General features: G+C 64.8%; 15 protein-coding genes and 2 tRNA genes. 3 read left to right on the top strand and 14 right to left on the bottom strand.

Annotated elements, in window-relative coordinates; genetic code table 11:
- Nucleotides 1–89: 89 nt before the first annotated feature.
- From BraRD5C2_RS01815 to BraRD5C2_RS01795, 5 genes are all read right to left on the bottom strand, one after another.
- The gene (locus BraRD5C2_RS01815) at nt 90–755 is read right to left on the bottom strand and encodes a protein-L-isoaspartate O-methyltransferase family protein (protein WP_223966428.1); all 666 of its coding nucleotides are present in this window, start codon (nt 753–755) and stop codon (nt 90–92) included.
- A 135-nt stretch (nt 756–890) separates the two neighbouring features.
- A complete protein-coding gene (locus tag BraRD5C2_RS01810; RefSeq protein ID WP_223966426.1) occupies nt 891–1,070 on the bottom strand; it encodes a hypothetical protein in 180 nt (59 codons plus the stop codon).
- A gap of 132 nt (nt 1,071–1,202) precedes the next feature.
- Nucleotides 1,203–1,277: transfer RNA gene (locus tag BraRD5C2_RS01805), tRNA-Asn, on the bottom strand.
- Nucleotides 1,278–1,533: 256 nt separating this feature from the next.
- Entirely contained in the window at nt 1,534–1,902 is a 369-nt protein-coding gene (locus BraRD5C2_RS01800; protein ID WP_223966425.1) for a hypothetical protein, read from the bottom strand.
- 115 nt (nt 1,903–2,017) lie between these two features.
- Nucleotides 2,018–2,503 (bottom strand): anthrone oxygenase family protein, encoded by a 486-nt coding sequence (locus BraRD5C2_RS01795; protein WP_223966423.1) that lies wholly within the window; start codon nt 2,501–2,503, stop codon nt 2,018–2,020.
- Nucleotides 2,504–2,595: 92 nt separating this feature from the next.
- Here BraRD5C2_RS01795 and BraRD5C2_RS01790 point away from each other — a divergent pair, with 92 nt between their 5' ends.
- Both BraRD5C2_RS01790 and BraRD5C2_RS01785 read left to right on the top strand, forming a co-directional pair.
- Nucleotides 2,596–3,267, top strand: coding sequence for a TetR/AcrR family transcriptional regulator (locus BraRD5C2_RS01790; RefSeq protein WP_223966422.1), 672 nt, complete (start codon nt 2,596–2,598; stop codon nt 3,265–3,267).
- 300 nt (nt 3,268–3,567) lie between these two features.
- A complete protein-coding gene (locus BraRD5C2_RS01785; RefSeq protein WP_223966421.1) occupies nt 3,568–3,750 on the top strand; it encodes a hypothetical protein in 183 nt (60 codons plus the stop codon).
- Between the two features lie 43 nt (nt 3,751–3,793).
- On the opposite strand, the gene BraRD5C2_RS01780 is transcribed toward BraRD5C2_RS01785, so the two are convergent.
- The 6 genes from BraRD5C2_RS01780 to BraRD5C2_RS01755 all read right to left on the bottom strand — a co-directional run bounded on the left by BraRD5C2_RS01780 (nt 3,794) and on the right by BraRD5C2_RS01755 (nt 13,927).
- Nucleotides 3,794–3,867, bottom strand: a tRNA-Cys gene (locus BraRD5C2_RS01780).
- Between the two features lie 55 nt (nt 3,868–3,922).
- Complete coding sequence (locus BraRD5C2_RS01775; RefSeq protein ID WP_223966420.1) at nt 3,923–4,636, bottom strand: tRNA-uridine aminocarboxypropyltransferase; 714 nt, start codon at nt 4,634–4,636, stop codon at nt 3,923–3,925.
- A 39-nt stretch (nt 4,637–4,675) separates the two neighbouring features.
- Nucleotides 4,676–7,831 carry an efflux RND transporter permease subunit gene (locus BraRD5C2_RS01770; protein WP_223966419.1) on the bottom strand — a complete coding sequence of 1,052 codons (3,156 nt, stop codon included), beginning with the start codon at nt 7,829–7,831 and terminating at the stop codon, nt 4,676–4,678.
- Nucleotides 7,828–10,956 carry an efflux RND transporter permease subunit gene (locus BraRD5C2_RS01765; protein ID WP_223966418.1) on the bottom strand — a complete coding sequence of 1,043 codons (3,129 nt, stop codon included), beginning with the start codon at nt 10,954–10,956 and terminating at the stop codon, nt 7,828–7,830. Before BraRD5C2_RS01765 ends, BraRD5C2_RS01770 begins: the two co-directional genes overlap by 4 nt.
- A 48-nt stretch (nt 10,957–11,004) precedes the next feature.
- Entirely contained in the window at nt 11,005–12,468 is a 1,464-nt protein-coding gene (locus BraRD5C2_RS01760) for an efflux RND transporter periplasmic adaptor subunit (RefSeq protein WP_223966417.1), read from the bottom strand.
- Nucleotides 12,458–13,927 carry an efflux transporter outer membrane subunit gene (locus BraRD5C2_RS01755; RefSeq protein WP_223966509.1) on the bottom strand — a complete coding sequence of 490 codons (1,470 nt, stop codon included), beginning with the start codon at nt 13,925–13,927 and terminating at the stop codon, nt 12,458–12,460. Before BraRD5C2_RS01755 ends, BraRD5C2_RS01760 begins: the two co-directional genes overlap by 11 nt.
- 436 nt (nt 13,928–14,363) lie before the next feature.
- Here BraRD5C2_RS01755 and BraRD5C2_RS01750 point away from each other — a divergent pair, with 436 nt between their 5' ends.
- Nucleotides 14,364–14,765 (top strand): DUF2177 family protein, encoded by a 402-nt coding sequence (locus BraRD5C2_RS01750; RefSeq protein ID WP_223966416.1) that lies wholly within the window; start codon nt 14,364–14,366, stop codon nt 14,763–14,765.
- Here BraRD5C2_RS01750 and BraRD5C2_RS01745 read toward each other — a convergent pair.
- The 3 genes from BraRD5C2_RS01745 to BraRD5C2_RS01735 are packed head-to-tail and all read right to left on the bottom strand — an operon-like array spanning nt 14,754 to nt 16,935.
- Nucleotides 14,754–15,569, bottom strand: a complete 816-nt coding sequence (locus tag BraRD5C2_RS01745; RefSeq protein ID WP_223966415.1) for a DUF1295 domain-containing protein — start codon at nt 15,567–15,569, stop codon at nt 14,754–14,756. The two genes, BraRD5C2_RS01750 and BraRD5C2_RS01745, sit on opposite strands and share 12 nt — an antisense overlap.
- A 23-nt stretch (nt 15,570–15,592) precedes the next feature.
- A complete protein-coding gene (locus BraRD5C2_RS01740; RefSeq protein ID WP_223966414.1) occupies nt 15,593–16,243 on the bottom strand; it encodes a ChrR family anti-sigma-E factor in 651 nt (216 codons plus the stop codon).
- Nucleotides 16,240–16,935 carry a sigma-70 family RNA polymerase sigma factor gene (locus BraRD5C2_RS01735; RefSeq protein WP_223966413.1) on the bottom strand — a complete coding sequence of 232 codons (696 nt, stop codon included), beginning with the start codon at nt 16,933–16,935 and terminating at the stop codon, nt 16,240–16,242. The genes BraRD5C2_RS01740 and BraRD5C2_RS01735 overlap by 4 nt, the downstream gene beginning before the upstream one ends.
- Nucleotides 16,936–16,960: the final 25 nt, after the last annotated feature.

Genomic DNA, 16,960 nt, shown 5'->3' with positions numbered 1-16,960 from the left:
GAACACGGCGGAAACTCTTCACATGGGGCAAACGGGCCACACTTCTGATTCGGAACGGGATTTTATCAGGTGGCGCAGTGCAGTAGCGGTCAGAAGACGAAGGCGGGAACCCGTTCCAGTCCGGGCAGCACGGGGGCCGTGGCGTCGAACAGCTCGCGATGTCCGAAATCCCCGTGGGTGTGAGTCACGAGGGTCGCGCGCGGCGGCGGCGTTAGGCCGAACACCCCGACCAGCCGGCCCCCCTCCTTGAGCTGACCGAACAGCCCGCTCGGGATGATCTCGGTCGCACCGTTGAGAACGATGACGTCGTACGGCGCGCAGGCGGCATCGCCGTCGGCCACCGCCGCGGTCTTGACGGTCACATTCTGGATGCCGAGCTGGGCGAACGCGGCAGAGGCCTTGCCGGCAAGCGCCGGATCGCTCTCGGTTGCGCTGACCTCTCCGGCAAGGTGCGCCACGATGGCGGCGGCGTAGCCGGTCGCACAGCCGACGACCAGGACGCGGTCGGTCGCCTTGATCTCGGCGGCTTGCAGCATCCTGGCGAGCAGCGCCGGCGTGATCAGGCAGCGCTTGGCCGCATCGCCCTCGGTCACGTCGAGATCGAGGTCGAGATAGGCCAGTGCCTGCTTGCTGGCCGGCACGAACACCTCGCGCGGCACGGTCAGCATGGCTTCGAGAATACGATCATCGGTCACGTCGCTCGGACGCACCTGACCATCCACCATGTACTGGCGCGCGGTCGAAAAACCGGTCATTGGCGGGACCCTGCAAGTCGCGGCATTGCCGCTGGAGAAGCTAGAACAGGGCCATCTTTTGGAACAAGCTTCGCGAAAACGCAACACGCCGTTGCCGCGCAAAACGCGCTCTCAAAAGGCGCTTCGCGGTGCGCCCTATTCGATCGTGACGGCAAGCCGGCCGATCAGGCGCGCCACTTCGTCGAGATGCTCGGAATCATGCTCCTCGACGGCCCGCGCGAGCCGGCGAACGCATTCATCGTCACTGATGCAGGGAGCATCGTTCGGAACAAGCGTCGGCTGCGGCATCGACAGGTCGATCAGGGTAATGGCCATCAGAATCACCTCTCAAGACCCGGCAGGACGAAGTCTCCGCGGTTATTGAGTCGATTTGACGACGATTTTTGTCTGCCTGTTACGGACCACAGGCTTGTGAACGACGATGAAGGGTATTGATGGGGCCAAAACTGGCTCCCCGGGCTGGATTCGAACCAGCGACCATTCGATTAACAGTCGAATGCTCTACCGCTGAGCTACCGAGGAATAGGCGAACAAAGCGTTCGCGAGCGGGCAGCGTATAACAAAGCCTTTCGGCCTTGCAAAGAACCAAATGGGCCTCCGGCGAAACTTTAGCGCGGGACGGTAAACCTCTGCGGTGCAAGGCTTTGCCGGCGTTCCAGGGCGATGCAGGCCTGTCCCGGCTGTCCCGCTTTCGGCGCCATGCGCGCCCGCAAACGCCGCCGGCGCGGCCATTCCGCCGCACCGTGGATTCTTCCGCGGGCCCGGCCCGCCCCTGACGTCACTCCGCGATGAACGAGGTGGTCTTGGTACCGGGGTCGTAGCGCAACCTCAGAACATTGAGCTTGCAGAGATTGACGTTCTTCCACAGCACCGATTCATTGTAGTTGGCCCAGTCGACCTTGATGTTCCAGACGCAGCCCTCGTCGTCGTTGCCGAACTCGACATAAGCGGTGTCCTGATTCTTCAATGTGCCTTCGAGCTCATTCTCCCATTCATCGAGGCCGTCATCGGGCCCGTTGAAGCCGAGAAATTTGATGGCGTATCCGGTCTCGTTGACCACCGAAACGTTGCGGTTATCGGCGGCCGACGCGGGCGAGGCGATCAGCGCCAGTCCCATCACAAGCAGTGCCGGCAAAATAGACTTCATCGAAAATCTCCTGGCAGTCGGCCGCGCATCGGTGTGCGACGTCACATCCTTAGCGATCGTGCCGCACGGGTACAAATCGTGCACAGAATGCGAAGCGCATCGCTCACGAAACGCTCTATCGCGCAGCGATGGCGACAATGAACAGCGCCGTCGCCGCAAGCGAGGCGATGGCCCGCACGTGGTTCCAGAAGGTCCAATCGGTGAGATAGCGCGCCCAGACCGGCGCGGCCGCTGCGCTCGCCGGATCTGTGGCCGCAAGCTGATCGTTCAGCGGCACGTTGAACACGGCCGTGACGACGAACATCCCGACGACATAGACGATGCCGCCGCAGATCATCGCAACCGCGCCCGGCTCCTGCCATCGCAGCCCACCGAGCAAAACCAGCACGGCGCAAGACAGCGTGGTGCCGAGAAAGAGCGGCATGAACAGCGAGCGCACGATGTCAACATCGATCGCGTTCATCGCCGTGATGCCGGCGGCCTGATCGATGCGGCCGAGCGCGGTCATGACGAACGCCGAGAACGCGAAATAGACCCCGGCAAGCAGGCCGCAGCCGAGCGCGGAAAACCACAGCAAGCCCGAGGTCAGGACATTGCGCATCCTTCCATCTCCAAATACGATAAATACTCGTATTTGTAAAATGAGATAAACTCTCGTATTTGAAGCGTCAACCCCGATTGCGGAGGAGAGAAATGGCGAGACGAAAGGCCGCGCCTGAGGCAGCGGCAAGGGCCGCGCCCGGGGTGGGAGCCCCCCTGCCCGGGTTGGCGCGGCTTGCTCCGACGCAACAGCGCAGCCGCGAGCGGTTCGAGCGCATCCTCGCCTGCGCGACCGAGATCATGGCGGAGAAAGGCAGCGAGGCCTTCCGCATGAGCGACATCGTCGAACGCAGCGGCGTCGCATTCGGCTCGCTCTATCAATATTTTCCCGACAAGGCCGCGATCATCGGCACGCTGGCGGAACGGCACAACGCCGTCGGGCACGATTGCGTCAGGCGCGATCTGGCCGCGGTCTCATCCGCGCGCGACCTGCACCCGGCGCTATGCCGGATCGTCGACAGTTACTACGAGATGTTCGTGCGCGAGCCCGTGATGCGTGACATCTGGCAGGCGACGCAGGCCGACCGCGCCCTGCAAAAGCTCGATGCGGACGACATGGCCGTGCTCTCCGGCCTTTTGTCCGACGCGGTCAGGCGGGTTGCACCCAGCATGCCGGCCGCCTCCCTCACGGCCCTCTCAGGACTGACGATGACGCTGATCGCAGCCGCCGTGCGTCACGCGATCACGCTGCCGCCGCGGAAAGCGCGGCAGGTGCTGACGCAATTCAAGACCATGCTGCCGGGAGACCTCGCCGGGCTCGCATGACCACGATCGCGCCGACACCGGGAATTTCCCCGGCTTGTCTCCGCTGTCACGTCTCCCTAAAATTTCTGCGATATTTGACGGCTATCAATATTGCCGGGAAGTCCGGGAAGAGTTTTTCGCAAGATGTGATTTGTCTCACACGAGGTGCGGCCTTGCCGACCTAGGTTCCCCGCGGGGGTCAGCAGCGTTTTATTAACCAAAGCGGGCGCCATCGTTCTTTTCATAAAATTCGAACGATTGGCTCAATCCGGACCGAAGACAGTTTTGCGACCATGGCGCTCTCGAACCTCGGAGAGCGCGATGAGCGAAGTCGAATTTGATCTGCTGCTGGACGCCGTGCGAACGGCGATCGCGCCTATTGCTCAGGAGGATTTCGTGGCCCAGCCGTCGCCCCGCATTCAGCCGCCGCCGCGCGCCGCCAATGACAACCAGGTGCCGTGGCCGCTGATTCCGTTTCCTGAAGGCTGGTACGCCGCGAGCTAAGGCGGCTTCTCACGTATTGGCTGCAAGCCATTGATGAGATGAGTGGAGGCCACGACCAGAATTGAACTGGTGTACACGGTTTTGCAGACCGTTGCGTAACCACTCCGCCACGTGGCCCCTTGCGGCGCACTTCATATACGCCCTCTCTGCGATAGGCAACCAAGCCGGACAGCTAACGCCGGCGCTTCCGGAAGTCCCGCTTCTTCGGTTTGGGCGCCAATTCCGGCATTTCGGCCTGCACTTCGCGGAATCTCGCCAGCATCCGCTCGAAACTATCAGTTAACGCTGTGGCGATATCCGGCCGCTTTTCCAGCCCGGCCAGCAGGATCGAGGCTGCCTCGATGGTGGACAGGCCGTCGCGCCGCGGTTCCCGGCGCAGTTTGCCGTACAGCGAGGGCCGTTTCGGTCCGAGAATCACCCGCTGGCACTTCAGCATCCAGGCATTTCGCCACCACAGCGCCTTGGCCTGGCTCCAGGTGCCGTCGAGCAGCACGATGCCCTCGATGTCGGAGAGGATCCCGCGCTGGTGCGGCTCCAGCTCGCCCTTACGGTTGATCGCGACGATCTCGGCGTCGGTTTCGAGATCTTCGACCTTGGCCGAGCCGAGATAGAGCACCGCCCAGCGCGACGGATCCGGCACCGGCCGGCCGAGTGCCTTGGCGAGGCTGGGCCAGGACAGCCCGATCCGCACCACGGCTTTCTCGAAATGCCGCGCCAACAGTCGCGCGGTGCCGAGCGCCCTGTCCTGCTCCTGCGGGTGGACCAGGATCAGGAGCTGGATCCGGTTTTTGATCGGCGTGACGCTGTCGCAGATGCACAGCGGCATCGGCTTGCCGCAATGCGCGCAATCCTCCACCAGGTCGGTCTCGTCAACAGGGTCTGCCATTCAACGGCTATACGTCGTGGATAGCCTCGTCCGCAACATTCAATGCAGGACCAGCCTGACAACGCCGGAAGCGAGGCCGAGCAGAGCGACCGCCGCGCTGAGCCACCTCAGTTTCTGTCGTCCCGGCAAATCCTTGAACCGGTCGATCAACAGATAGATTACCGGCGTGGTGTAGAGCGTTAGGATCTGCGACACGAACAGGCCGCCGATGATGGTGATGCCGAGCGGCCGCCGCAGCTCGGTGCCCGGGCCAGTCGCGATCACCAGCGGAATGCCCGCGAAGAGCGCGGCCATCGTCGTCATCAGGATGGGACGGAAGCGCGCCCGGCAGGCCTCGAAGATCGCATCCCGCGACGACAGGCCCTGATGCCGCTCGGCCTCGAGCGCGAAGTCGACCATCATGATGCCGTTCTTCTTGACGATGCCGATCAACAGGATGATGCCGACAAAGGCGATTACCGTCAGCGGCGTGTTCGTCACCTGTAACGCCAGCAAGGCGCCGAGGCCAGCCGACGGCAGTGTCGAGATGATCGTGATCGGATGCGCCAGGCTCTCATAGAGCACGCCGAGTACGATATACATCGCAACCAGCGCGCCGAGGATCAAAAGCGGCTGCCGCCCGCTGGTCTTGTTGAAGTCACCGGCATTGCCGTCGAAGCTGCCGCGAATGCCCTCGGGCATGTGCAGCTCGTCGACCGCCTGCTGGATGTTCGTGGTCGCGACCTCCAGCGGCACGTCCGGCAGCAGGTTGAACGACACCGTGGTCGAGGGGAATCCGCCGGAGTGATAGACCGCGAGTGCCGACAGTCCGCGCTGGTAGTGCACGAGCGCCGACAGCGGCACCTGTACGTCATTGGCGCCGGCGACATAGATGCGCTCGAGGTTCGACGGGTCGCTCTGGAATTTGGGGTCGATCTCGAGCACCACCACGTACTGGTTGCGCTGGGTGTAGATGTACGAGATCTGCCGCTGCGAGAACGCGTTGTTGAGCGCGTTGTCGATGTCCTGCACCCGGACGCCGAGACTCGAGGCCATCTTGCGGTCGATCACGAGGTTGAGCTGCAAGCCGCCGGGATCGCGGTCGGAGGAAACGTCCGTGATGCCTTCCACCGTCTCCATGCGCTTGGCAACGAGCGGCGCCCATTTCTGCAACAGATCGAGATCGGTCGAGGCCAGCGTGTACTGGTAGTCGGAATCGCTCTGCCGGCCGCCGGTGCGGATGTCCTGGGCGGCGAACATGAACAGGCGGATGCCCGGCACCATGAACAGGTTGCGGCGCAGCCGGTCGATCACCTGCGCGGTGGAAAGCCCTCCCCGCTCTTCCGGCGGCTTCAGGCTGATGAACATGGTGCCGCGGTTGGAGGTGGCGCCGCCCGGGCCGCCGCCGGAGCCTACCGACGAACCAATGCCGGCGACCGCGGGGTCGGCCATCACGATGTCGGCGAGGCGCTGCTGCAGACCGAGCATCGACTGGAACGAGATATCCGCCGAGGCCCGCGTCGCCCCGATCACGAAGCCGCTGTCATCGGTCGGGAAATAGGCCTTCGGCGTCTTGTAGTAGAGCACCACTGTCAGCGAGACCGTGGCGGCGAACACCGCCATCGTCAGCCAAGGATATCCGAGCACCCTCCGCAGCGTCCAGGCGTAGAACGCCACGACCCGCGACAGCGGGCCCTCGATGACGCGATCGTACCAGGTGGCGCGGTCGGAGGTCGTCTCCTTTATATAGTGAGCGCAGATCATCGGCGTGATCGTCACCGACACCAGGGTCGACACGATGATGGCGAACGTCAGCGTCAGCGAGAACTCGCGCAGCAGCCGGCCGACGATCCCGTCCATGAAGATCAGCGGCGTGAAGGCCGCGATCAGCGATAGCGAGATCGACAGCACCGTGAAGCCGATCTGCTTGGCGCCTTCGACCGCGGCCGGATATGGCGCCATGCCCTGCTCGAGATTGCGGTACATGTTCTCGATCATCACGATGGCGTCGTCGACCACGAAGCCGACGGAGATCGCGAGCGCCATCAGCGACAGATTGTCGATCGAGAAGCCGGCGAGCCACATCCCGGCGCAGGTGCCGGCCAACGCCAGCGGCACCGAGACGCCGGCGGCGATCGTCGGTACGATCCTGCGCAGGAACACGAACACCACGACCATCACAAGCATGGCGGTCGCCAGCAGCGTGAACTGCATGTCCTCGACGCTGGCGCGGATCGTTCCGGTGCGATCGACCAGGGTCGAAATCTCGACCCCGGCCGGGATCCACTGCTTCAGTTCCGGCAGCATCCTGCGAACGCCGTCGACGGTATCGATGACGTTGGCGTCGCCCTGCTTGGTGATCTGGATCAGCACCGCCGGCTGCTTGTTGAACCAGGCGATCGAGCGCGAGTTGCGAACGGAATCCTCGACCTCGGCAACATCGGAGAGACGGACGAAATTGCCGTTCGAGCTCTTGATGACGATGTCGCGGAACTCGGCCGCGGTGCGCATCTGCTTGTTGATCGAAAGCGTCTCGCTCAGCCGGTCGCCGTTGAAGATGCCGACCGGACCCAGCGGATTGGCATTGATGATCGCAAGCCGGACGTCGTCGGTCGCGATCCCGGCGTTGGTGAGCGACACCGGATTGAGCGCGATGCGCACCGCCGGCTGGTCGGCGCCGCTGACGGTCACCTCGCCGACCCCCGGCACCTGCGAGATGCGCTGCGCCAGCACGGTGTCGGCGACGTCATACATCGCGCTGGTCGAGATCGTCTTCGAGGTCAGCGCCAGCACGAACACCGGCGCTGCGGCCGGATTGGCCTTGCGGAATTTCGGCAACGACGGCAGGTCGCTCGGCAGATCGGCGAGCGAGGCGTTGATCGCGGCCTGCACGTCGCGTGCGGCGCGGTCGATGTTGCGGCCGATCGAGAACTGCACCTGGATGCTGGTGGTGCCGAGCGAGCTCGTCGAGGTGATCTGGTCGACGCCCGAAATGGTGCCGAGCTTGCGCTCAAGCGGAGCCGCGACGGTCGCGGCCATCACCGACGGATCGGCGCCGGGCCGCGATGCCGACACCCGGATGGTCGGGAAGTCGACGTTCGGTACCGACGACACAGGCAGAAATTCGTAGGCGACGATCCCGACCAGGAACAGCCCGATCGCCAGCAAGGTGGTGCCCACCGGCCGGCGGATGAAGGGCTCGGAGATCGAGATCACTGCATGCCCTCGGTGGCCCCCGCGATCGGCGGGCCGCTGGGACCTGGTTCCGGCACGGCCCGCTCGATCCGGCGGTTGAGCCGGTCGAGCGCGAGATAGATCACCGGCGTGGTGTAGAGCGTCAGCAGCTGGCTCAGCAGCAGGCCGCCGATGATCGAGATGCCGAGCGGAAAGCGCAGCTCGGCGCCGGTGCCGCTTTCGATCGCGAGCGGCAGCGCGCCGAACAGCGCCGCCAGCGTCGTCATCATGATCGGCCGGAACCGCAACAGGCAGGCCTGCACGATGGCGTCATAGGACGACATGCCCTGGTGCCGCTCGGCCTCCAGCGCGAAGTCGATCATCATGATCGCGTTCTTCTTGACGATGCCCATCAAGAGGATGATGCCGATCAGGCCGATCACCGAGAGGTCCTGCCCGCACAGCATCAAGGCGAGGATGGCGCCGACGCCGGCCGAGGGCAGCGTCGAAAGGATCGTGATCGGATGGATGTAGCTCTCGTAGAGCACGCCGAGCACGATGTAGATCGTGATGATCGCCGCCAGGATCAGCCAGGGCTGCCCGGCCAGCGAGCGCGCGAATTCGGCGGCGTCGCCGGAATAGATGCCGACGATGCTGCCGGGCATTCCGATCCTCGTCTCGATCGCCTTCACCGCCTCGACCGCGTCGCCGAGCGCCTCGCCCGGCGCCAGGTTGAAGCTGAGCGAGACCGACGGGAATTGCGCCTGGTGCGAGATCGCGAGCGGCGCCGTGGTGCGGACCAGCGTCGCCACCGCTGACAGCGGCACCTGCGCCCCGTTGGCGCCCGGCAGATAGAGCTTGTCGAGGATCGACGGATCGCGCTGATACATCGGCAGCGCCTCGAGCACGACACGGTACTGGTTGGCCTGACCGTAGATCGTCGAGATCTGCCGCTGCGCGAACGCGTCGTTCAGCGTGTCGGTGACGCCCTGCAAACTGACGCCGAGCTGGCCGGCGCGCTGGCGGTTGATGTCGAGCGCCGCGCGCAGGCCGCCATCCTGCGCCTCCGAGGAAACATCGCGGAAGATCGGGTCGCGCCGCATCTCGGCAACGAGCTTCTGCGACCACTGCGAGACCTCGGCGGCATCGGTCGCAGTCAACGTGTACTGGTACTGCGAGCGGCTCGACTGGGTCGAGATCTGCACGTCCTGCACCGGCTGGAAGTAGACCGTCATGCCGGGGACCGTCGCGATCTTCTGCTTCAGCCGCTCGATCACCTTGACGACACCGTCGCGCCGCTGGTCGAGCGGCTTCAGCGTCATCACCAGGCGGCCGACATTGGTGGTCGGATTGACCGAGCCGGCGCCGATCACCGAGACCACGCCGACCACGTCAGGGTCGGCCTTGATGAGGTCGGCGACCGCGCTCTGGCGGCGCTGCATCTCGGCAAACGAGACGTCGGGGCCGGCCTCGGTCACCGCCGTGATCGAGGACGTGTCCTGCAGCGGCAGAAAACCCTTCGGCGCCAGCACATACATGATGAGCGTCAGCGCGATGGTCGCGAACGTCACCAGCAGCGTCGCGCGCTGGCGCCGCAGCACCCAGAGCAGCGTGCGATGGTAGACCTCCACCATGCGGTCGATGAAGCGGCTGACCGCGGCAAGGCCCGGAACCGCCATCTCCTCATGGATGTTCTTGAGCAGCCGCGAGCACATCATCGGCGTCAAGGTCAGCGAGACGATCGCCGAGGTCACGACCGCGATCGTCAAGGTCAGCGCGAATTCGCGGAACATGCGGCCGACCAGGCCAGACATGAACAGCAGCGGAATGAACACCGCGATCAGCGACACCGTCAGCGAGATCACGGTGAAGCCGATTTCGCTGGCGCCCTTCAGCGAGGCCTCCATGACAGTCTCGCCGTTCTCCATGTGGCGGACGATGTTCTCGATCATGACGATGGCGTCGTCGACCACGAAACCGGTCCCGATGGTCAAAGCCATCAGCGACAGATTGTCGAGGCTGAAGCCTGCGAAATACATGACGCCGAAGCTCGTGATCAGCGACAGCGGCAGGGCGACGCCTGCGATCAGGGTCGCGCGCAGCGATCGCAGGAACAACAGCACCACCAGCGTCACCAGCACGACGCTCAGGATCAGCGTGAACTGCACGTCGTGGACCGAGGCGCGGATCGTCACGGTACGGTCGGAGACCACGGTCAGCTTGACGCCGGCCGGGACGGCCCGCTGCAGCCGCGGGATTTCGCCGCGGATCTGCTGGACGACATCGATGACGTTGGCGCCGGGCTGGCGCTGGATGTCGATGATGACGGCCGGCGTGCCCTGGTACCGGCCGCCGGTGCGGTCGTTCTCGAGCCCGTCGACGATCTGTGCAACGTCGCCGATCGTGACCGGCGAGCCGTTGCGATAGGCGATGATGATCGGCCGGTAGGCGTCGGCGGCGGCGATCTGGTCGTTGGCGGCGATGGTGTAGGATTGCTGGGCGCCGTCGAGCGAGCCCTTCGGCCCCGACACATTGGCGCCGGCGATCGCGTTGCGCAGATCCTCCATCGCGATGCCATAGGCCGCAAGCCGCGCCAGGTCGGCCTGCACGCGCACCGCAGGCTTCAAGCCGCCGAGGATCGAGACCCGGCCGACGCCGGAAATCTGGCTCAGCCGTTGTCCGAGGATGGTATCGGCGAGATCGCTCATCGCCCGCAGCGAGATCGTGTCCGAGGTCAGCGCCAGGGTCATGACCGGCGCGTCGGCCGGGTTCACCTTGGCGTAGACAGGTGGATACGGCAGCGTCTTCGGCAGGATGCCCGCCGCAGCATTGATCGCAGCCTGGACGTCCTGGGTGGCACCGTCGATGTCGCGGTTGAGATCGAACTGCAGCGAGATCTGGCTGACGCCGAACGAACTGGTCGAGTTCATTGACGACAGCGACGGGATCTGGCCGAGCTGCCGCTCCAGCGGCGCCGTGATCAGCGAAGCCACCACGTCGGGGCTCGCGCCCGGCAGTTGCGTCGACACCTGCACGGTCGGGAAGTCGACCTGCGGCAGCGCCGAGACCGGCAGCGCCCAATAGCCCAGCGCGCCGCCGATCATCAGGGCGATGCCGAGCAGCGAGGTGGCGATCGGCCGGCGGATGAACGGTTCGGAGACGCTCATGGTTGCGTGCTCGCTGTTGGGTCGGACATTACGAGGTCAGGATGTCGGTCATGGCTGCGCCTTCGGCGCGCCGCCCGACTGTTCGCCCCCTGCCGCCGGCGCGGGCGCCGGTCCGGTCTGCCCCTTCTGATCGCCATCGCTGTGCTCGCGCCGGCCGCGATGCTCGCCGCCGTGCCCGTCCTGCTTGGCGTCCTTGCTCTGGTCCTTGCCCTGGTCCTTGCTTGGGCCCTCGCCATGCGCCCCGCGCTTACCGTCCGGATTGCGGCTGCGCTTGCGCGGCGCCAGATCGGCGGCCGGCGGCCCGTCGTCCTTGCCGACCACGACCTTGGAGCCATCAGCGAGATTGGCAAAGCCCGTCGTCACGACGCGGTCCGACGTGGTCAGGCCGCTGGCGATGACGGCTTCATGCTCGTTCTGCTGCGTGACCGTGACCGGCTTGGCGGTGACGGTGTTGTCCGCGCCGATGACGTAACTGAACGTACCGGCGGGACCGCGCTGCACGGCCGATGTCGGCACTACGATCGCCTGCGGCAAGGTCTCGACCTTGAGGCGGACATTGACGAACTGCCCGGGCCAGAGCTGGTAGCTGGCGTTCGGAAGTTCGGCCTTCAGCTTCAGCGTGCCGGTGGTCGGATCGACCTGGTTGTCGATGCCGGTGAGCTTGCCGGTATCGATCACGGTGACGCCGTCATTGCCGAACACATCCACCGCGAGCTGGTCTTTCGCCGCCGCGGCGTTGACCCGCATGATCTGCTGCTGCGGCAGGCTGAACCACACCGCGATCGGCTGCAGTTGGGTCAGGATCACGAGCCCAGTGGTGTCGGAGGCGTGGATGATGTTGCCCTGGTCGACCTGACGCAGGCCGGCGCGGCCGGAGATCGGTGCGACGATCTTGGTGTAGCCGAGCGTGGCGCGCGCATTGTCCACCTGGGCCTGGTCGGCCTTGATGATGGCCTCCTGCTGCGCGACCAGCGCACGCTGCGTATCGGCCTGCTGCTTGGAGCCCGCGTTGGTGGCGGCGAGCTGCTCATAGCGGGCGAGGTCGATCTTCTGATTGGCGAGCAGCGCTTCGTCCTTGGCTTTCGTGGCCACCGTCTGGTCGTATTGCGCCTGATAGATCGCGGAATCGATCTCGCCCAGCACGTCGTCCTTCTTGACGTCCTGGCCCTCGACGAAATTGACCTTGAGCAACTTGCCGTCGACCTGCGAGCGCACCGTGACGGTGTTGAGCGCCTTCACCGAGCCCACGCCGTCGAGATAGACCGGCACGTCATGCACCTGCGGCGTCGCCGCAAGCACCGGCACCGGCAGATCGGGCCGCGCGCCCGCGCCACGCCCGCCGCCGCCATTTTGCTTGGGCTGGAAAGCAAGCCAGCCGAGATAGCCGAGCCCGCCGAGGATCACGAGTGTGATGAGCAGCGACACCATGCGCCCAAGCACGCGCGAGACCAGGCTCCGCTTGCGCGGCGCAGTACTTTTCTCGTCATCCGTCGAGTCAGGCTTAAAGAGCATCGACCGGTCTTTCCATCTTCGGTTCCCAGCCGCCCCCCAAAGCCTGATATAGGCTCACGATCGCCAATAGCCGGGCCAGCTGGGCCTGGGAATAAGCGTCTTCCGCCTGGAACAGGGTCAGCTGCGTGTTTAGCACAGTTACGATGTCGGCGGTGCCGGCCTTGAGTTGCTGCTCGGCCAGATCGAAGGCGCGTCGCGACGACGACAGCACGTCGCGCTGCAGCTGCAGCCGCCGCGAGGTCTCGCGGATCGCGACCAGCGCGTTGTCGACATCGGTGAACGACTGAACGACCGTCTTGCGATAGGTCTGCAGCAGCTCATCCTGCCGCGCCTTCGCGTTCTCGAAATTGCCGAGGATCCGGCCGCCGTCGAAGATCGGCTGGGTCATGCCGCCGACCAGGTTGAAGAAGGCCGCGTGCGGCTGGAACAGCGAAACCAGCGCCTGGCTCTGGTAGCCGCCGGTCCCGGTCAGCTGGATGCTGGGAAAGAATTGCGCCCGCGCGCTGCCGACGTTGGCGGTGGCGGATGCGAGCTGCGCCTCCTGCCGGCGGATATCGGGACGCTGGGTCAGCAGTTCGGACGGCAGCCCTGGCGTGACGCGCGGGATCGCAACGGAGTTGAGCGAGCCGCCGGCGACGCGCACGCTCTCCGGCGGACGCGACACCAGCACCGCGAGCGCGTTGACGTTCTGGTCGAGCGTCTGCCGCAGCGGCGGCACCAGTGCGCGCTGATTCGCGACCACGCTTTCCTGCTGCGCGACATCGAGGTCGGAGCCGGTGCCGGCCTTGAAGCGGTCCCGGATCGCATTGAGGATGCGCTCGGCGCTGGCGATGTTGCGCTGTGCGGTGCGCAACCGGTCCTGGGTGGCAAGCACCGTGAAATAGGCGTTGGCGACGCTGGCGAGCGTCGTCAGCGCCACCACTTCGCGGTCGAACCGGTTGGCGACGGCGGTCTCCTCCGCCGCCTGCGCGGCGTCGCGATTCTGGCCCCAGAAGTCGAGCTGGTAGCTGGCGCTGAGCGAGCCACTGTAGTTCACCACCTCGCGCCCGCCATTGGTCAGGCCGCTGGCGCTGGAGCCCGAGGTGCGTGAATAGGTTTCAGACCCGTTGAGATTGAGGGTCGGCAGCAGCGCCGCGCCCGCCTGCCGCGCCAGCGCGTCGGCTTGCCGGAAACGCGCCACGGCCGCGGCGATGTCGAGGTTGACGGTCTGCGCCTCCTCCATCAGCTGCGTCAGCTCCTTGGAGCGGAAGCCCCGCCACCAGTCGAGCGTCGGAAGCGCGTCGCCCGGCCGGCTAAGGCGCGCCGCCTTGTAGCCCTGCGGCACGTCGAGCGCGGGATCGGGGATGTCCTGGGTCAGAATGCAGCCGGCTGAACCCGCGACCAGGCCGAGCGCGACGAGCGATCGTCCCGCGAGCCGTCGCAGGCGGACGGCGAGGCCGAACCGGCCTCCAGGCAGCATCACGGACGCGGGCTGGGTCACACCCACTCTCCGCCAAAGCCAGACTTCGCCCGTGGCGTACGAATGACGCGATCAGCAATGGTCTGGGTGACGTGCACGGGGTGAATCTTCCAATGGAACCTGACTGTCCCATCCTATCCTTGGGACGATAGGGCGGACAGCCCTGTCAGGATCGCGCGACGTCGCATCCACTGCGATTCGCCGCCACCCGGACGGACGACTTTTCCCCATTTTTGCAGCGTTTGCGCGCACCCGAACCAGTATCCGGACGTTCGGATTCTAACAAAGATTTCATGGGGATTTCTCCGCCCTGTTGCACCGAATCCGCAGCTTGCCGTCCCCGACCGCCGTCGGGATGATCCAGACGCATCGATCAGTCGTTACCTCATTGAGAGCTGCGCCTTGCGACAGCGGCGTTCAACCTTCGGGCCCCGTCATGACCTACCTCTACGCCTACCTGTCGACACTCATCGTCTTTTTGCTCTGCGACATGGCCTGGCTTGGGGCGATGGCGAGCCGATTGTATCGCCCGACACTCGGCGACATCCTGTCGACGGAGGTCAACCTGCCTCCGGCGATCGCCTTCTATCTGATCTACCCGATCGGGCTCGTGGTGTTCGCGGTGCTCCCGGCCATAAGGTCCGAAAGCCTGGCCCAGGCGGCGCTCAGCGGCGCACTCTTCGGCTTCTTCAGTTACATGACGTATGATTTGACCAATCAGGCGACTGTGCGGAACTGGACCTTCCAGCTCACTCTGCTCGATATGACTTGGGGAACGCTGCTTGGCGCCATGTCCGCCACGGTGGCCTGCCTCATTACTGCAAGGCTAGCTGCCTGAAGTCGGCTTCGGAAACGGAAAGAACGGCCGGGTCCGCGCCTGCACGTCACGAAATTGCTGGCCGCGCGAGCGCAGCATGTGCTGTTCGAGCGGCGGCACGCCGGACACATGGACCAGAACCCAATACATGCAGGCCGGCGCCAGCAGCGTGATCCAGCCGAGCGGATACGAGGCGTCGATCGCGATCAACGGATACGCCAGCCAGCAAAGCCACTCGAAGAAATAGTTCGGATGGCGCGACCACTTCCATAATCCCGCCTCGCAAATCCGATGTCGATTGGCAGGGTTCGAGCGGAATTTGCTGAGCTGCGCGTCGGACAAGGCCTCCCCGATCAGGCCAGTCAGCAGCAGCACCGCGCCGAACAAGTCCGCAAGCCCAAGTGCGGGTCGCGGGTTATGCGCCGCGAGCGCAACGGAGATCGTCAGGATGAGCCCAACCGCCGCCTGGGCCTGGAGCTGCAGGAACATCCGCCTGTCGGCCGTGTCGCCCCATTGATCGATCAGGTCGCGATAGCGCGGATCATCGCCCGCTTTCCAAGTCCGCGACAGAAGATGACTTCCGAGCCGCAGCGACCAGATCGCGACCAGCAGCGCGACCATGATCTGCCGCGCGGTCGGCACGCCATCTTCCGGGACCGGGACGAGGCTGGCCACGCAAGCAACGAAACCGGTGCCGAATGTCCAGCAGACATCGATCCATCCGGTGGCTCTGGTCCGTCGCTGGATCTGCCAGGCGGCCGCCATGACCGTGGACAGCGCAAGGGCCATGAGTACGAGTTGAAATATCAGCTGGAGCAGGCTCACGGAGCATCTCCCACGAGCGGCCGTCACATGCGGATCAACGGCTGCAGCAAACGGCCGATCATTCCGTTGAGCTTTAAATCTCCCTGCATCGCGACCAGGCAGATGCAGTCTTCGGTCGAGTTGATCCTGACGTCATGATCCACCGACCCGTCGCCAAAGTCGAAATCTCCGGGCCCGAAATGGCCGCCGGCGTGGACGAAGCTTCCTGACAGCACGCAGGTCATTTCAAACCCGGTGTGGGTATGTTCGATCATCCTCGTTCCCGGGCTGGATTTCAGGAGAAAGACGCGTGTCGCGCTCGGCTCGGGCAATCGGATCGACCGCAAATGCACCTTCGGTGCGATCCATCTCCACGGACTATCGGGATAGCTGTCCAGAAAGTTCGGCAAACCCGGTACGTCGCGGAATGCCTGCCCCCGACGCCGCTCCGGGATGGAGGTCAGCGAGGTCTCGTCCAGCCTGCGCTCCATCGCCTCGAGCGCTCCGTCCGACATTGCGGTCGGCGGCAATCCAGTCAAGATCGCGCCGCCGACATGCTCCATCGCGCGTACTACCGCCCGGCACTTCGCACAGCCGACCAGATGGGTGGCAATGCCAATTTGCTGGCCAAGGTCGGCCGTGCCGGCTGCGAACATCGCCAACAGCTCGTCCGGGGGATGATGATGGACGGTCATGAGAAGTCATCCAGCAAGCTGCGCAGCCGGGCCATCGCCAGCCGCAAGCGTGATTTGACGGTGCCGAGCGGGATATTGAGCGCCCTTGCGATCTCCGCGTGGGCCGTTTCGTGAAAGAAAGATAGTTCGATCACCCGCATCTGCTCTTCCGGCAGCACAGACAGCGCATCGCGCACCCGCGCCTCGATTTCAGATGCCGCCACCCCGGTGTCGGGCAACGGCCCCTCATCGCGCTGAAACTCGAGTTCCGTCTCGGACGTATCGCTCGTTGGGGTTCGTTTCTGACGACGGAGCGCGTCGATGCGGAGATTTCGCGCGATCGTAAAGATCCAGGCTGCGGCACCAGCGCTGCCGGGATCGAACAGGCTGGCCTTCGACCACACGGCGAACAAGGCCTCCTGCGCCAGTTCGTCGGCAAGCTGCTCGCCCGCACCGGAGCGCTGCATGAACGTCTTGATGCGCGGCGCAAAATGCCGAAACAACGCCGCGAAGGCCTCGCGATCCCTGCGGACAGCAACGGCTTCGATCAGCCGGGCCCATCTGGCGGCATCCGACGTCTCATTGTCGGGAGTTTCACTCAGCATGCCGCGCGGGCACTCCCTATCACTGACGGCTCTGCGACCGCAGTACCGGATCGCGCCGGGCCTGACCAGACCGATGACCCCGGAAACATGTCGAGCGGCGGCTTGCATGCATCAGGAACGCCACCCGGCCGCG

The sequence above is a fragment of the Bradyrhizobium sp. RD5-C2 genome (assembly GCF_019972155.1).
In the GTDB taxonomy this organism is placed as follows: Bacteria; Pseudomonadota; Alphaproteobacteria; order Rhizobiales; family Xanthobacteraceae; genus Bradyrhizobium.
This window is presented reverse-complemented; position numbering and strand designations above follow the sequence as displayed.

Coding starts and splice junctions, on each gene's coding strand:
- BraRD5C2_RS01795 (WP_223966423.1), bottom strand. CDS start 2,503: ATGCGCAATGTCCTGACCTCGGGCTTGCTGTGGTTTTCCGCGCTCGGC.
- BraRD5C2_RS01755 (WP_223966509.1), bottom strand. CDS start 13,927: ATGCTGCCTGGAGGCCGGTTCGGCCTCGCCGTCCGCCTGCGACGGCTC.
- BraRD5C2_RS01735 (WP_223966413.1), bottom strand. CDS start 16,935: ATGCAAGCCGCCGCTCGACATGTTTCCGGGGTCATCGGTCTGGTCAGG.
- BraRD5C2_RS01740 (WP_223966414.1), bottom strand. CDS start 16,243: ATGACCGTCCATCATCATCCCCCGGACGAGCTGTTGGCGATGTTCGCA.
- BraRD5C2_RS01815 (WP_223966428.1), bottom strand. CDS start 755: ATGACCGGTTTTTCGACCGCGCGCCAGTACATGGTGGATGGTCAGGTG.
- BraRD5C2_RS01750 (WP_223966416.1), top strand. CDS start 14,364: ATGACCTACCTCTACGCCTACCTGTCGACACTCATCGTCTTTTTGCTC.
- BraRD5C2_RS01790 (WP_223966422.1), top strand. CDS start 2,596: ATGGCGAGACGAAAGGCCGCGCCTGAGGCAGCGGCAAGGGCCGCGCCC.
- BraRD5C2_RS01760 (WP_223966417.1), bottom strand. CDS start 12,468: ATGCTCTTTAAGCCTGACTCGACGGATGACGAGAAAAGTACTGCGCCG.
- BraRD5C2_RS01775 (WP_223966420.1), bottom strand. CDS start 4,636: ATGGCAGACCCTGTTGACGAGACCGACCTGGTGGAGGATTGCGCGCAT.
- BraRD5C2_RS01800 (WP_223966425.1), bottom strand. CDS start 1,902: ATGAAGTCTATTTTGCCGGCACTGCTTGTGATGGGACTGGCGCTGATC.
- BraRD5C2_RS01810 (WP_223966426.1), bottom strand. CDS start 1,070: ATGGCCATTACCCTGATCGACCTGTCGATGCCGCAGCCGACGCTTGTT.
- BraRD5C2_RS01765 (WP_223966418.1), bottom strand. CDS start 10,956: ATGAGCGTCTCCGAACCGTTCATCCGCCGGCCGATCGCCACCTCGCTG.
- BraRD5C2_RS01785 (WP_223966421.1), top strand. CDS start 3,568: ATGAGCGAAGTCGAATTTGATCTGCTGCTGGACGCCGTGCGAACGGCG.